Source organism: Stenotrophomonas sp. JC08 (assembly GCF_052180205.1).
In the GTDB taxonomy this organism is placed as follows: domain Bacteria; phylum Pseudomonadota; class Gammaproteobacteria; order Xanthomonadales; family Xanthomonadaceae; genus Stenotrophomonas.
In genome coordinates this window covers 2,487,892-2,501,877 of record NZ_CP197473.1, presented here as the reverse complement: position 1 = coordinate 2,501,877, position 13,986 = coordinate 2,487,892, and the positions used below count along the sequence as shown (strand labels likewise).

Below are 13,986 nucleotides of genomic sequence, written 5' to 3'. Positions count from 1 at the left end.
GCGGTTTTTTCTGTTTCAGCAATGGAGCCTGCCACGTCTTGCTCAATGACCGCTCCGCGACCGGTTGCCGATGGCTACACTGTGCGCCTGATCCAACTGGTAGCTGTCATGTCTGAAATTCTTGTGCCCGTGTCCTTTGGCGAACTGCTCGACAAAATCTCCATCCTGCAGATCAAGTCCGAGCGGATGAGCGATGCGGGCAAGCTGGCCAATGTCCGCAAGGAGCTGGCGGCGCTGGATGCCACCTGGATGGCGCACCCGGCGGCGGGGCAGGACATCACCGCGCTGCGTGCGGCGCTGAAAGCGGTCAACGAGCGCCTGTGGGACATCGAGGACGATATCCGCCTCAAGGAGAAGGCACAGGCGTTTGACGATGCCTTCGTGCAACTGGCGCGCAGCGTGTATTTCCAGAACGACGAGCGCGCGCGCATCAAGAAGGCCATCAACCTGGCCCTAGGTTCCAGCTACGTCGAAGAAAAGTCCTACCAGGACTACCGCGCCGGCTGAGCCGCAGGTCGCGAGGGCCATACCCTGCAGCGGTTTGCCCCGGCAAAGGGGTGCAGCCGCGCCCGGTAGTGTGGATGTCAGGGTCTAAAGTGACTTGAGAAATTGCGAGGCCACTGCGATGCAGTGGTCGAGGGTTGGCGTGTAGGTACGGCGGTCGATCGCATCGAATCCGGCTTCCAGGATCTGGGGACGGGCGTGGATGCGCTCCAGGAATGCATCGCGATGCCGGAGCAGGTAGGGAGCGGCTGCGCGCAAGGCCTCGGGGGCGCGTTCAATCACCAGACACAGGTCGAACAGATCGCGGGGCGTAGCCTGCTGGCCGCGGTGATACATCTTTTTGGCGATGATTTCAGCCGGGTGCTCCACACGCACATCCCTCCCGGCGATGCTCCACCACTCCCAGGCATCATCGAGCAGGTTGGGTGAGGCGACAAAATCAATCTCGCCCTCGTCGAATTGTAGTTTGACGTAGGAGCTTGGCTCTTCCACATAATCGCTGGTCATATCGGCAGCGGTGTCGCTGAGCCTTGGGCTCAGATAGCCCAGGTACTGTGGATCGGGAACAAAGATGTCGATGTCTTTGCTGGCACGGTGGTCGTAACGGAACATCAGCACGGTGCCGCCGCCAAGCGTCCAGAACGGATGAGGCATCGCGGTTGCGTTGCGCAGGTCGTCCAGCAGCAATACCGCGCGGGCGAACAGCGGCTGCCAAGGCCCGGTGGGCAACGAGGGAGAAACGGTCACGACAGCAGATCCTGCCGTGACAGCCGCAGTTCTTTCGCCATGGCTGCCACGTTGCGCCAGATCTTTTGCGGTTTGACGTGTCCATCCCGGGCGGCTTCTTCAACAGCCATTACCAGCAGGGGGATGGGGGCTTCGTCCAGCAATTGCGCCAGGTGCGGAATGTACTGTGCCGGGGGGGTGCCTGTGATCAGTGCCTGGGCAAGAGAGTCAGGTGCCAACTCCTGCCTGTAGCTGACGCTGGCGGTCTTGGCGGCCATCCACAACCCTCTTTTCCGGTCGCGCGCCTGTGTTGTGGGAGTGGGGGTATCCATGCCCAGCACATTCAGCACCTGGGCCACCCGATTGACACCGAGGTCTTGCAGTGTGCCATTTTCCAGACCGCTGAGTGTTTGGCGCGAGAGTCCACTGAGCTGCGCCAGCCGGCCCTGTGACAAGCCGAGCATGGTGCGGCGCGTGCGGATGGCGGCGCCTATCGTGTTGAGATGAGTGCCCATGCCCGATCTCTCTTGTCAAATAATTTTGACAATATAGCAGTCAGGTTCCTGTAGTGCCGGGCAGCCTCCCAGCGGAGTGTGGCTCCGCCGGGCAATAGCGGCAGGATCAGCCCAGCCCGGCCAGGCGCATGTAGCTACCGATCATCTGGTCGCCCCACATGAACACCAGCCAGCCGGCAATCGCCAGATAGGGGCCGAACGGAATCGGCGTGGCACGGTCGCGGCCACGTGAGTACAGCCAGATCGAGCCGATGATCGCGCCCACCAGCGAGGACAGCAGGATGATCGGCAGGATGCCTTTCAGCCCGCACCAAGCGCCCAGCGCGGCCAGCAGCTTGAAGTCGCCGTGGCCCATGCCTTCCTTGCCGGTGATCTGCTTGAACAGCCACCACACCGTCCATAGCGACAGGTAGCCCACCGCCGCGCCGATCAGGGCCGGTTTGGCGGGGATATACAGGTTGTCCATGCTGCCGATCAGTCCCAGCCACATCAGTGGCAGGGTCAGCTGGTCGGGCAACAGCTGCGTGCGCAGATCGATGCCCGACAGCGCCACCAGGAAGCAGCTCAGCACAATCGCGCCAAAGCCCTGCCAGCCGAAGCCGAACTGCCACACGCTGGCCACCACCATCAGCGCGGTGACCAGTTCCACGATCGGGTACTGGATCGAGATCGGTGCCTGGCAATGGCGGCACTTGCCGCGCTGGATCAGCCAGCTGAACAGCGGGATGTTCTCGTACCAGCTCAGCTTGTGCTTGCAGTTGGGGCAGTGCGAAGGCTCCACCACGATGCCCGGCGGCGGCGGCTCGTAGATGTCCGGCTGCTCCAGGATTTCGCGCGCATCGCGCTTCCACTGCCACTCCATGCGCTTGGGCAGGCGCAGGATCACCACATTGAGGAAGCTGCCGACCAGCAGCCCCAGCCCGGCGGCGAGGGGGTAGCCCAGGCCGGGGTTCTGGTCGAGAAATGCCATTGCTTAAACCACCGATGCCAGTTTGAAGATCGGCAGGTACATGCCGATGACCATGCCGCCGACGATGGTGCCGATGAACACCATGATCAATGGTTCGATCAGGCTGCTCAGTGCGTCTACGGCGTTGTTCACTTCCTGCTCGAAGTACTCGGCCACCTTGAACAGCATCTCGTCCAGTGCACCGGCTTCCTCGCCGATGGCGGTCATCTGCACCACCATGTGCGGGAAGATGTTGACCTGCTTCATCGCCATGTTGACCGGGTAACCGACCGATACGTCATCACGCATGCGCAGCACAGCCTGCTCGTAGACGATATTGCCGGTGGCACCGGCGACGATGCCCAGCGCTTCCACCAGCGGCACGCCGGCTTTGAAGGTCACTGCCGTGGTGCGGGCAAAACGGGCGATGGCGCTGTTGTGCATGATCTGCCCGATCACCGGGAATTTCAGGATCAACTTGTCCATCGTGTGTTGCAGTGATGGCGAGCGCTTGTAGGCGAAGATGAATCCGCCAAGGGCGCCAATCGCGGCCAACAGCATTACCCACCACCACGACACCATGAAGCGCGATGCGCCAACGATCAACTGGGTGAAGGCCGGAAGATCGGCACCGAAGCCCTTGAACACCTCCTCGAACTGCGGCACCACCCAGACCAGCAGAATCGAGCTGACCAGTAGTGCGACCACGATAACCATGGCCGGATAGAACAGCGCCTTCTTGATCTTGCCCTTGAGGGTTTCAATGTTTTCCTTGTAGTTGGCAATCGTCTCCAGCACCGTTTCCAGTACGCCGGCGCCTTCACCGGCCTTCACCAAGTTGCGGTACAGCTCGTCGAACTGCACCGGATGCTTGCTGATCGCCTCGTACAGCGAGGAGCCGCCTTCGATGTCGGCGCGGATCTGGCCGACCATCTTCTTCATGCGCGGGTTCTTGTGGCCGTCGCCGATGATCTCCAGCGAGCCCACAATCGGTACGCCGGATTTCATCATCGTCGCCATCTGGCGGCTGAAGAAGGCGATTTCCTTGGCGGTGATCTTGGAGCCGGTGGCGCCGAACAGTGGTTTCGGCTTGGGCTTCACAACGGTAGGGTTGATGCCTTGCCTGCGCAGTTCGGCGCGCAACAGGTTGGCGTTCTTGGCGGGCTGCTCGCCCTTCATCTTGACGCCGCGCTTGTCTGTTCCCTCCCAGACAAACGGCTGCATCTGGCTGGTGGCGCGGGCGACCGGCTCGTTCTTGATAGCACTACGGGTAACGGACATATCTCTAGGCTCCCCCGCCAGCCCTCCCCGGGCCGGCAACCGTTGCATGGTAGCGGTATCGCCGGGTTCCGGCATCCCATCCGTTGAAATAGGCGAACCCCATCACGCCTGTCGGTTAGGAGTGACGCCGGGTGGCCTCGGGCCATCAGTCGCGACCAAGCTTCAAGGTATGGCAAATTACAGCCTTGCTTTGCACCCGCCGGGTATCCGTCGCAACGCCAAGCCTCTGTGCTCGTGTCCTGGGGCGTGCTGTAGAGCATCAACAGGTGCTGCCTGACGCCCAATCCCGCCGTCGCACTGAATTGCGTTGCCACAATGTGACGCAGAACGTCACATTGCGGGCTGGATCGCACTCCATCAATCAGGGGCTTCCAATCTGCGCGGGTGCTGCCATCATTGTCGGCGGGGAGTAGGGGAGTTCCAGCAACTTGGCACGCAACCTGCTTTGTTCTACCCCGCATGGGGCGGATCGCCTCGGCATCCGCTCCAATCACCAATCCAAACCTCTAGGGGATGTACCCATGAAGAAGCAGCAAGGTTTTACCCTGATTGAACTGATGATCGTCGTTGCGATCATTGCCATTCTGGCCGCCATCGCGCTGCCGGCTTATCAGGATTATGTCGCGAAGTCTCAGACTGCGGCTGGTCTGGCTGAAATTACCGGCGGCAAGACTGCCGCTGAGTTGCTTTTGAATGAGGGCAAGGATTTTGCACTCCCCGCCGATATCGGCTTGAAGACCTCTACTCGTTGCACTGCTCTTGCAACTACGGGGACGGCCTCTACTGGCGCATCTTCGCTTGCTTGCACATTGGCGGGTAACTCGCAGGTACTTGGTAAGACGATCACGCTCACCAGGGCTACTGCTGATGGTGCTTGGACCTGTGCTACCACGGTTTTGGCGAAATTCGCACCAACTGGTTGTACTGGCGCCTAATCGCCTTCGTATTAAAGAAGCCCCGCTTATGCGGGGCTTCTTTTACGGAGCCTCTAGAGGTTTAAGTGCTTGGCATCGCAAGGGGGAAGGAGATGCGAGTCAATAGAGGATTTACGCTTATAGAGCTGATGGTTGTTGTGGCGATTGTCTCCATCTTGGCAGCGATCGCGATTCCGGCCTATCAGGACTATGTTTCCAAAAGCCAATTAGTATCAGCACTCGCAGAAATTCGTCCGGGTAAAACGACTATTGAAGTGGTCGTGCAAGATAGTCGAGATGTGAGTCTGGTCGATGCTGACTACGTGGGCGTTAAGCCATCGGTGAGATGTACGGCAGTTAATGCAACTTTGGCTGCTGATGGGGTGGCCCAAGTCGGATGTATAGTTGCGGGAAATGCAGCAGTAAGTGGTAAAAAACTAAGTCTTAACCGTGATGCGAATGGTGTCTGGACTTGCGATGGAAGTGTGTTTGCAGCGCAGTATCGCCCGCTAGGATGCTAAGAAACCTCTGAGAAAATCCCTTCGAAATTGTCAGGCTGGAGAAATGGGGGCGAAGTCTGAGGTATTCCCACATTTTTCAGCACAGCCCGTAGGCTGGGTTGGCCTTACTAACCCAGCACTTCCCTCAGTTTGATCGTGCCAGGGATCATTCGGCTTCGCGCAGTGGGGCAGACCAACCTATTGTTTCATAGTAGCGCCAGAAGCGTTTCTTGATTGCATTGATGAAGACGCCCCGTAGGGCATGGTCAAGATGTTGGGCCGCGATGCAACCGGTCGGCCCACGATATTCTGAAACACTGTCTACTCTGCCATTACCCATACTCCTGCCGCCAAGTTGAGGCGCATGAGGCTCCGAGCTGTACCGTTGAGGCTATTTGCTTGTCCGGTCAGGCTGCGGGCTTGTCCGTTGAAGCTCCGGACTGCGTTGATGAGGCTATTTGCCTGTCGGTTGAGGCTTTTCGCTGTTCCCTCAAGGCTTTCTGCTGAACGGCCAAGGATTTTTGCTGTGCGCATGAGCTTTTTTGCTTGTCGGTCGAGGCTTTTTGCTGTTCCGTTCAGGTTTCGGGTGGCAGCGGACTTGGATGAGGCGAGTGTTTTGACCTGTCTGTCCGGAGGCAGGGGCCGTGCACCGCCTTGGTAGCGCACAGAGGGTTTTTTGGACTTCTGTATCCAATGAAACAGGCCGCCCGGAGGCGGCCTGCGCATGTCGACGGAGAATGGGGGAGGGTGGCTAGGCCGGTTCGGGCATGCTGTCGTTGCGGCGGCGGCCCTTCTTCCAGCGGGCTCCCAGCTCGTTGCGTACCGCATCCAGGCCCCTGTCGCGCCCGGACAGTTTGAGCTGGTTATAGCCCTCCAGCGCCACGTTCATGACATCACTGCCCAAGGCCATTTCGGTATCCGATGCGCTGCCGCACAGCCGGTTGAGCCGGTCCAGGATGGGGCGCAACTGGTCGATCCCCAGCAGGTCGGCTTTGGCAGCGGGCAGTTGCGTGGCAAGGCTGGGCGGAATGATGTCCGGATTCTGTTCCAGTGCTTCCAGTGCGCGACGGGCAAATACCTCCGAACCCGGCCGCATCTTCAACAGGCGCTGGCGTTGTTGTGGCGGCATGGCGATGAGCTGCTCCAGTTCGTCCTCAGGCGGAGCAGCAGGTCATTGATGCGGTCCACCTGGTCCGGGGGCAACACCAGCGAAGCTTTGTTCTGTCCCATTCAATCTTTCCTTCCATGAAAACCACCTTGGTGGTGGCAGGGCTTATTGGGGACAGTTGCAAGGCGCCCGGCCATCGGGGTTTTGCTGCTTTTCCCAGCGGCAATTGCCCGTTGTATGGGGGAACAAGTCTGACGGGGCTGTAAGAAAGGTGCGCGGGATTGCAGCGGAACGTCGTACGGCGGCTGCGCGGCAGGGATAATGCCGCTCCGCGTTGCCGCCGGAGATCCTGCCGGCCGGCACGCACCTCCCCCTCTTTGAACAGGAATCAGCAATGGGTGATGCCATCCGCATCGGAATCGTGGGTTACGGCAATCTTGGGCGCGGGGTGGAGCTGGCCATCGCGCGCAATCCGGACATGGCGCTGACGGGGGTGTTCACCCGTCGCCCGCCCGGGCAGGTGGCCACGGTGTCGGCGGATACGCCGGTCTACGGCATCGAGGCGCTGGACGTGCCACGCGCCGATATCGACGTGCTGGTGCTGTGCGGTGGCTCCAAGGACGACCTGCCGGCGCAGGGGCCGGCATTGGCGGCGCGCTTCAACACGGTGGACAGCTTCGATACCCATGCGCGCATCCCGGAGTATTTCGAGGCGGTGGATGCGCCGGCCCGCGCGGCCGGGCGTACCGCGCTGGTGGCCTGTGGCTGGGACCCGGGGCTGTTCTCGATCAACCGCGTATTCGGCGAGGCGCTGCTGCCGGAGGGCGAGACCTATACCTTCTGGGGCCGGGGCTTGAGCCAGGGCCATTCCGATGCGATCCGCCGGGTGCCGGGTGTGGCCGGCGGGGTGCAGTACACCGTGCCTTCGGAAGCGGCGATGGCGCAGGTGCGCAGCGGTGCACGGCCGGTGCTGTCCACCCGCGACAAGCACACCCGCCACTGCCATGTGGTGCTGGAGGACGGTGCCGATGCCGGGCAGGTACGGCAGGCGATCGTGTCGATGCCGCATTACTTCGACCAGTACGACACGCAGGTGGACTTCATCAGCGCCGAGGAGCTTGCACGGGAACATTCGGCGATGCCGCACGGCGGTTTTGTGATCCGCAGCGGCAGCACCGGCGAGGGTGTCTCGCAGGTGGTGGAGTATTCGCTGACGCTGGACAGCAACCCGCAGTTCACCGCCAGCGTGCTGGTGGCCTATGCGCGCGCGGTGTACCGCATGAACCGGGCCGGGCAGGTGGGCGCGGTGACGGTGTTCGACGTGGCACCGGGCCTGCTGTCGCCGCGCTCGGCGGCGGAATTGCGGCGCGAACTGCTGTAAGCAGGAGGGGCCACTGTCGCGGCGCTCTGCGGGTGGGAGTTGTTGTGCTCCCGGTGGCGGGGCGACGCAGTGGCGGTGCATGCATGCCGGATGACGCCGGGCAGGCGGTATGCGGTATCTTTCCGGTCTGGTTGAAGGGGGAATCCCGATGAACACGATGGCATCCGCCAACCTGGTGGGTATAACCGGCATTGCCCGGCGGTTGGTGCAGGACGGCGCGCTGGACGAGGCTGCCGCCCGCACCGCGATGACCCAGGCCGGTGAGGCCAAGGTGCCGATGGCGCAGTGGCTGGCCGACAAGAAGCTGGTGAATGCGGCCAGCCTGGCAGCGGCCAACGCGATGGAATTCGGCATGCCGCTGCTGGATGTGTCGGTATTCGACGCCAGCCACAACGCGATGAAGCTGGTCAGCGAAGAACTGCTGCGCAAGCACCAGGTGCTGCCGCTGTTCAAGCGCGGCGGCAAGCTGTTCGTGGGCACCTCCAACCCGACCAAGCCGCTGGACGAGATCAAGTTCCACACCAATCTGGTGGTGGAATCGATCCTCGTGGACGAGGACCAGATCAAGCGCACGCTGGACCTGTGGCTGGCCAGCAATGACAGCATCGGCGACGTGCTGGGCGGCGACGATGACGGCATGGGTGACCTGGAAGTCGCTCCGGGCGACGAGGACATGGGCGCCGGTGGCGACAGCGGCGTCGATGCCAAGGGCGACGACACCCCGGTGGTCAAGTTCGTCAACAAGGTGCTGGTGGATGCGATCCGCAAGGGTGCCTCGGACATCCACTTCGAGCCGTATGAGGACGAGTACCGGGTCCGCTTCCGTATCGACGGCCTGCTCAAGCAGGTGGCCAAGGCGCCGGTACAGCTGCGCGACCGCATTGCCGCGCGCCTGAAGGTGATGTCGCAGCTGGATATCGCCGAGAAGCGCGTGCCGCAGGACGGCCGCATCAAGCTCAACCTGTCCAAGAGCAAGCAGATCGACTTCCGCGTGAGCACCTTGCCGACGCTGTTCGGCGAGAAGATCGTGCTGCGTATCCTCGATGGCAGCGCCGCCAAGCTGGGCATCGACAAGCTCGGTTACGAGCCGGACCAGCAGAAGCTGTTCCTGGAGGCGATCCACAAGCCCTACGGCATGGTGCTGGTGACCGGCCCGACCGGTTCGGGCAAGACGGTGTCGCTGTATACCGCGCTGGGCATCCTCAACGACGAGACCCGCAACATCTCAACCGCCGAAGACCCGGTGGAAATCCGCCTGCCGGGTGTGAACCAGGTGCAGCAGAACAACAAGCGCGGCATGACGTTTGCCGCCGCGCTGCGTTCGTTCCTGCGTCAGGATCCGGACGTGATCATGGTCGGCGAAATCCGTGACCTGGAAACGGCGGAAATCGCCATCAAGGCGGCGCAGACCGGTCACATGGTGCTGTCCACGCTGCATACCAACGACGCCCCGCAGACCATCGCGCGCCTGATGAACATGGGCATCGCGCCGTACAACATCACCTCCTCGGTGACGCTGGTGATCGCCCAGCGCCTGGCGCGCCGGCTGTGCTCCAACTGCAAGAAGCCGGTGCAGCTGCCGGAGAACGCGCTGCTGGCCGAAGGCTATACCGCCGCGCAGATCGAAAAGGGCATCAATCTGTTCGAGCCGGTCGGCTGCGAGGAGTGCACCGAGGGCTACAAGGGTCGTACCGGTATCTACCAGGTGATGCCGATGACCGACGAGATCGCGACCATCGTGCTGGAAGGCGGCAATGCGCTGGATATCGCCGAGGCCGCGCAGAAGGTCGGCGTCAACGACCTGCGCCAGTCGGCCCTGCTGAAGGCCGCGCAAGGGGTTACCAGCCTGGCCGAGATCAACCGCGTCACCAAGGACTGAGCGCCGTCTGCAACGGCCACGGCGCCGGTGTCGTCCGGAAGGGCGGCCGGCGTCGATGGTGCCGGCTATTTCCGGCAGTCCGGGCGGGTGCCGGTGCGGCACCCATCTGGGCCGGGAGCATCCGGCGGTCCGTGGCGCCGCTCTACGGCGACGGTGGGCTGTGGCCCAGGATCAGGCTGGCGGCACGCTCGGCAATCATGATGGTCGGTGCGTTGGTGTTGCCGCTGGGCAGGGCCGGCATCACCGAGGCATCGATCACCCGCAGGCCGTCGATGCCGCGCACGCGCAGCTGCGGATCGACCACGGCGGCGTCATCGCTGCCCATGCGGCAGGTGCCGGCCGGGTGGTAGATGGTTTCGGCCTTGGCACGGATGAAGGCTTCCAGCCCGGCATCGTCCAGCTGATCGTCGGCCGGGAACAGCGGCGCCTTGCGCCATGGCGCGAAGGCCGGCTGTTGCAGGAGGTGGCGGCTCAGGCGCGCGGCCTCGACCATCATCTTCATATCGATGCCTTCGGCATCGCTGAGATAGTTGGCATGGATGCGCGCCGGTGCCAGCGGGTCGGCACTGGCCAGTTCGATACGGCCGCGGCTGCGTGGATGCAGGTAGCAGGCGTGCAGGGTGTAGCCGTCGCCGGGCAGGCGGTGGCGGCCGTGGTTGTCGAGCATCGCCGCGACGAAGTGGAACTGGATGTCGGCACGCTCGTCGGCGGCGAAGCGTGAGCGCACGAAGCCGCCGGCCTCGGCCACGTTGCTGGTGCCGGCACCGCGGCGGCCGCGCAGGAAATAGTCCAGGCCGATCTTCAGCTCGCTGGCACGGTCGTAGCTGACCCCGGGCACGCTGCGGTACAGCGTGCAGATGTCCAGGTGGTCCTGCAGGTTGGTGCCGACCCCGGACAGATCCACACGCACATCGATACCGTGGCTGCGCAGATGTCCGGCCGGGCCGATCCCCGAGAGCATCAGCAGCTGCGGCGAGTTGATCGCGCCCGCGCTGAGCAGGACTTCGCGCGTGGCCCGCAGCGTCTGCGGGCGGCCGCCCACGCGCAGCACCACGCCGGTGGCGCGCCCGTTTTCGATCTGCACCCGTGCGACCTGCGCGGCGGTGAGTACCTGCAGGTTGCGGCGCCGGCGCACCGGCGTGAGGTAGGCGGCGGCCGATGAACAGCGGGCGCCGTCCTTCTGGGTGACCTGGTACAGGCCCACGCCTTCATGCTGCGGGCCATTGAAGTCGTTGTTGAGCCGGTAGCCGGCCTGCTGCCCGGCTTCGATGAAGGCGTGGCTGAGCGGGTTGACGTGGCGCAGGTCGGCCACCTGCAGCGGGCCATCGGCACCGTGCAGGGCATCGCCGCCGCGCGCGTTGCCTTCGCTGTGGCGGAACCACGGCAGCACGCTGTCCCAGTTCCAGCCGGTGGCGCCGGCCTGTTCCCAGCGGTCGTAGTCGCCGGGCACGCCGCGCACGTAGCACATGGCGTTGATCGAGCTGGAACCGCCCAGCACCTTGCCACGCGGCCACCACAGGCGGCGGTTGCCCAGCGCCGGCTCCGGCTCGGTGTCGTAGCTCCAGTTGAGCTTGCGGTTGTTGACCAGGCGGGCAATGCCGGCGGGCATGTGGATGAACGGGTGCCAGTCGCGCGGGCCGGCCTCGACCAGCAATACCCGCAGCTGCGGATCGGCGCTGAGCCGGTTGGCCAGCACGCAGCCGGCCGAGCCGGCACCGATGATGATGTAATCGAACGCGTCCACGGTTTCCCCCTTTCCCGCCGACAGCATAGAACGGCCCGTTGCGGATCGGCGAGACCTGTTGCACTGGCGATGTTGCAGTGCATCGGATAAGTTGCGCCCACGCCGTGGAACCGGCGTGCCGGTTCCCCCACCCGTGGTGCAGTCAGACGTATGAGCAAGCTTTCCCCTCCCGCGCGCGGTGGCTTGCGCCAGGTGATTTCCCTGCTTGGAGTGGAAGCTCCGGCACTGTGGTGGTCGCTGCTGTACTTCTTCTGCCTGCTGACCGGCTATTACCTGCTGCGCCCGGTGCGTGATGCGATGGGCGCCTCGGACGACGTGCTGGCGGTGTTCCCGGCCGGGCTGGTGCAGTGGGCCGCGCAGCTGGGCATCAGCCTGGGTGACTTCACCCTGCAGGTGCTGTTCACCGGCACCTTCGTGTGCATGGTGCTGGCGCAGCCGGTGTATGGCGCGCTGGTGTCGCGCTACCCGCGGCGGGTATTCCTGCCGGTGATGTACCTGGCCTTCATCGGCTGCCTGCTGTTTTTCTACTGGGCGTTCCGCGAGGAGCTGCCGGGGCGCGGTGCGGCGTTCTTCATCTGGGTGGCGGTGTTCAACCTGTTCGCGGTGTCGGTGTTCTGGAGCTACATGGCCGACGTGTTCTCCAACCAGGACGCGAAGAAGGTCTACGGCTATATCGGCGCCGGCGGCACCATCGGCGCGTTGACCGGGCCGCTGATCACCCGCCTGCTGGTGGAGAAGATCGGCGTGGGCAACCTGTTGCTGGTATCTGCCGCCTTCCTTGGCATGTGCCTGTTCGCGATCCTGCAACTGCGCAAGTTCGCGCTGCAGCGTGAGCAGCGGCTGCGTGATGCCAGCGGCGAGCAGGCGATGGGCGGCTCGGTGCTGGCCGGGCTGAGGCTGGTGTGGAGCGATCCGCTGCTGCGCGCACTGGCGGTGCTGATGTTCTTCGGCGTCGGCGTGGGCACCTTCCTGTACAACGAGCAGGCCGCCATCGCGCGCCGTTTCTTCACCGAGGATGCGGCGCGCACGGCGTACTACGCCAACATCGATCTTGCGGTGAATGTGCTGACGATTTTCGTGCAGCTGTTTTTGACCCGCTGGCTGATGCGCCGCTACGGCATCGCGCCGTTGCTGCTGCTGCCGGCGCTGGCGATCCTGCTCGGTTTCTCGCTGCTGGCCGCCTCGCCGTTGCCGCTGCTGGTGGCGGTAGTGCAGGTGATGACCCGTGCCGGCGAGTTCTCGCTGGCCAAACCGGCGCGCGAGACGCTGTACACGCGGGTCAACCGCGAGTCCCGCTACAAGGCCAAGGCGGTGATCGACACGGTGGTCTACCGCGGTGGCGACCTGACTTTCGTCTGGCTGCACAAGCTGCTGGCCAGCATGGGCTCGCATCTGGTGTTCCTGGCCGGCGTGGGCGTGGCGGCGGGCATGACGATCGGCGCGATCCGGGTGATCCGCGCGCAGCGGACCCTGCCGGACGAAGCCCCGGTCAACGCCCCCGCCGATCCGGCGTAACGGGCAGACGCTGGCGGCTTGCCGGGCCGGCTATGCTCACGCCATCCCAACCGGATCGATGCCGATGACTCCGATTGCGCTGACCGCGTTGCTGGTGACGGTGCTGGTCGCCGTCCTGCACGGCTACTTTCTGGTGCTGGAGATGTTCCTGTGGACCCGGCCGCTGGGCTTGAGAACCTTTCGGAACACGCCGGAAAAGGCGCAGATCACCCGCGTGCTGGCCGCCAACCAGGGCCTGTACAACGGCTTTCTCGCCGCCGGGATCGTGGCCGGGTTGCTGCTGGAGCAGCCGGTGCTGGTGACGTTCGCGCTGCTCTGCGTGGTGGTCGCCGGCAGCTACGGGGCGATCAGCGTCAACCGGCGGATCTTCTTCATCCAGGCGCTGCCGGCGATGGTGGCGCTGGGGCTGCGCGCGCTGTAGCCCAGAAGGTCGACGTGGCGGCTCAGCCCTTGCGCGGTGATACCCACATCGCAATCGTCGCCTGGAATACTTCCACGCCCGCCGCATCGGTCACGCTGACATTGACCGGCAGGTCGTAGCCGCTGGTTGCGCTGCTGATCGGCTGTGCGGGCGTCGCCACCGCCTTCAGCACGCCGCGTGCCTTGGCCTGGTACTTCACTTCCATGCCCTTGGGAATCCAGCGCATGTCGGCCGGCAAGCTGGCATCGACCATCACCCCGCCGACCAGTTCGGCGAGGTTGCACATGGCGATCGCATGCACGGTGCCTATGTGGTTGCTGATGCGGCGTCGCTGGCGGATCACACCTTCGCAGCGGCCCGGCTCCAGCACGGTGATCCGCGGCGAGATGCTGTCGAAGTACGGCGCCTTGAAGCACACCGCGCGTGAGAACAGCCAGTTGCCGGCCGGCCAGCGGCTGAAGCGGCGGTACAGCGAAAGCAGCGGAGCGGTCATGTCGATGCGTCCTGATATGAAAACGGCGGGCACCTGGCCCGCCGTTGTTGTCACAT

The 13,986-nt window shown here is 63.7% G+C and carries 14 protein-coding genes; 7 read left to right on the top strand and 7 right to left on the bottom strand.

The features are described from left to right. Positions 1–108 precede the first annotated feature (108 nt). Positions 109–507 carry a DUF6165 family protein gene (locus ACSBPQ_RS11525; protein WP_442682280.1) on the top strand — a complete coding sequence of 133 codons (399 nt, stop codon included), beginning with the start codon at positions 109–111 and terminating at the stop codon, positions 505–507. A gap of 84 nt (positions 508–591) precedes the next feature. Here ACSBPQ_RS11525 and ACSBPQ_RS11520 read toward each other — a convergent pair whose 3' ends face one another. From ACSBPQ_RS11520 to ACSBPQ_RS11505, 4 genes are all read right to left on the bottom strand, one after another. After that, positions 592–1,251, bottom strand: coding sequence for a nucleotidyl transferase AbiEii/AbiGii toxin family protein (locus ACSBPQ_RS11520; protein WP_442682279.1), 660 nt, complete (start codon positions 1,249–1,251; stop codon positions 592–594). Further along, positions 1,248–1,745: a helix-turn-helix domain-containing protein gene (locus ACSBPQ_RS11515; protein ID WP_442682278.1), complete on the bottom strand. Its 498-nt coding sequence runs from the start codon at positions 1,743–1,745 to the stop codon at positions 1,248–1,250. Before ACSBPQ_RS11515 ends, ACSBPQ_RS11520 begins: the two co-directional genes overlap by 4 nt. Positions 1,746–1,851: 106 nt before the next feature. After that, positions 1,852–2,715: a prepilin peptidase gene (locus ACSBPQ_RS11510; RefSeq protein ID WP_442682277.1), complete on the bottom strand. Its 864-nt coding sequence runs from the start codon at positions 2,713–2,715 to the stop codon at positions 1,852–1,854. A 3-nt stretch (positions 2,716–2,718) separates the two neighbouring features. Beyond that, positions 2,719–3,975: a type II secretion system F family protein gene (locus tag ACSBPQ_RS11505; RefSeq protein WP_442682276.1), complete on the bottom strand. Its 1,257-nt coding sequence runs from the start codon at positions 3,973–3,975 to the stop codon at positions 2,719–2,721. A gap of 521 nt (positions 3,976–4,496) precedes the next feature. Between ACSBPQ_RS11505 and ACSBPQ_RS11500 the strand changes: the two genes are divergently transcribed. Together ACSBPQ_RS11500 and ACSBPQ_RS11495 are read left to right on the top strand one after the other, a co-directional pair. Beyond that, positions 4,497–4,910, top strand: coding sequence for a pilin (locus ACSBPQ_RS11500; RefSeq protein WP_442682275.1), 414 nt, complete (start codon positions 4,497–4,499; stop codon positions 4,908–4,910). Positions 4,911–4,975: 65 nt separating this feature from the next. Beyond that, positions 4,976–5,410 carry a pilin gene (locus ACSBPQ_RS11495; protein ID WP_442682274.1) on the top strand — a complete coding sequence of 145 codons (435 nt, stop codon included), beginning with the start codon at positions 4,976–4,978 and terminating at the stop codon, positions 5,408–5,410. Between the two features lie 730 nt (positions 5,411–6,140). On the opposite strand, the gene ACSBPQ_RS11490 is transcribed toward ACSBPQ_RS11495, so the two are convergent. Next, complete coding sequence (locus ACSBPQ_RS11490) at positions 6,141–6,518, bottom strand: hypothetical protein (protein ID WP_442682273.1); 378 nt, start codon at positions 6,516–6,518, stop codon at positions 6,141–6,143. Between the two features lie 373 nt (positions 6,519–6,891). Here ACSBPQ_RS11490 and ACSBPQ_RS11485 point away from each other — a divergent pair, with 373 nt between their 5' ends. Together ACSBPQ_RS11485 and pilB are read left to right on the top strand one after the other, a co-directional pair. Further along, complete coding sequence (locus tag ACSBPQ_RS11485) at positions 6,892–7,878, top strand: diaminopimelate dehydrogenase (RefSeq protein WP_442682272.1); 987 nt, start codon at positions 6,892–6,894, stop codon at positions 7,876–7,878. Between the two features lie 148 nt (positions 7,879–8,026). Next, positions 8,027–9,757, top strand: a complete 1,731-nt coding sequence (gene pilB, locus ACSBPQ_RS11480) for a type IV-A pilus assembly ATPase PilB (RefSeq protein WP_442682271.1) — start codon at positions 8,027–8,029, stop codon at positions 9,755–9,757. Positions 9,758–9,899: 142 nt separating this feature from the next. Here the strand turns inward: pilB and ACSBPQ_RS11475 are convergent, their stop codons facing one another. Further along, positions 9,900–11,501 (bottom strand): GMC family oxidoreductase, encoded by a 1,602-nt coding sequence (locus ACSBPQ_RS11475; RefSeq protein ID WP_442682270.1) that lies wholly within the window; start codon positions 11,499–11,501, stop codon positions 9,900–9,902. A gap of 150 nt (positions 11,502–11,651) precedes the next feature. On the opposite strand from ACSBPQ_RS11475, the gene ACSBPQ_RS11470 reads away from it, so the two are divergent. Both ACSBPQ_RS11470 and ACSBPQ_RS11465 read left to right on the top strand, forming a co-directional pair. Next, a complete protein-coding gene (locus tag ACSBPQ_RS11470; RefSeq protein ID WP_442682269.1) occupies positions 11,652–13,016 on the top strand; it encodes an NTP/NDP exchange transporter in 1,365 nt (454 codons plus the stop codon). A 64-nt stretch (positions 13,017–13,080) separates the two neighbouring features. Beyond that, positions 13,081–13,437, top strand: a complete 357-nt coding sequence (locus ACSBPQ_RS11465; RefSeq protein WP_442682268.1) for a DUF1304 domain-containing protein — start codon at positions 13,081–13,083, stop codon at positions 13,435–13,437. Positions 13,438–13,459: 22 nt separating this feature from the next. On the opposite strand, the gene ACSBPQ_RS11460 is transcribed toward ACSBPQ_RS11465, so the two are convergent. Beyond that, on the bottom strand, positions 13,460–13,930 hold the full coding sequence (locus ACSBPQ_RS11460) for a hotdog fold domain-containing protein (protein WP_442682267.1): 471 nt from the start codon (positions 13,928–13,930) through the stop codon (positions 13,460–13,462). Positions 13,931–13,986 lie beyond the last annotated feature (56 nt).

Bases quoted from the DNA above. Each gene is read 5' to 3' on its own strand.
- ACSBPQ_RS11525 (WP_442682280.1), top strand. From the start codon at position 109: ATGTCTGAAATTCTTGTGCCCGTGTCCTTTGGCGAACTGCTCGACAAA.
- ACSBPQ_RS11515 (WP_442682278.1), bottom strand. From the start codon at position 1,745: ATGGGCACTCATCTCAACACGATAGGCGCCGCCATCCGCACGCGCCGC.
- ACSBPQ_RS11510 (WP_442682277.1), bottom strand. From the start codon at position 2,715: ATGGCATTTCTCGACCAGAACCCCGGCCTGGGCTACCCCCTCGCCGCC.
- ACSBPQ_RS11505 (WP_442682276.1), bottom strand. From the start codon at position 3,975: ATGTCCGTTACCCGTAGTGCTATCAAGAACGAGCCGGTCGCCCGCGCC.
- ACSBPQ_RS11500 (WP_442682275.1), top strand. From the start codon at position 4,497: ATGAAGAAGCAGCAAGGTTTTACCCTGATTGAACTGATGATCGTCGTT.
- ACSBPQ_RS11490 (WP_442682273.1), bottom strand. From the start codon at position 6,518: ATGCCGCCACAACAACGCCAGCGCCTGTTGAAGATGCGGCCGGGTTCG.
- ACSBPQ_RS11485 (WP_442682272.1), top strand. From the start codon at position 6,892: ATGGGTGATGCCATCCGCATCGGAATCGTGGGTTACGGCAATCTTGGG.
- pilB (WP_442682271.1), top strand. From the start codon at position 8,027: ATGAACACGATGGCATCCGCCAACCTGGTGGGTATAACCGGCATTGCC.
- ACSBPQ_RS11470 (WP_442682269.1), top strand. From the start codon at position 11,652: ATGAGCAAGCTTTCCCCTCCCGCGCGCGGTGGCTTGCGCCAGGTGATT.
- ACSBPQ_RS11465 (WP_442682268.1), top strand. From the start codon at position 13,081: ATGACTCCGATTGCGCTGACCGCGTTGCTGGTGACGGTGCTGGTCGCC.
- ACSBPQ_RS11460 (WP_442682267.1), bottom strand. From the start codon at position 13,930: ATGACCGCTCCGCTGCTTTCGCTGTACCGCCGCTTCAGCCGCTGGCCG.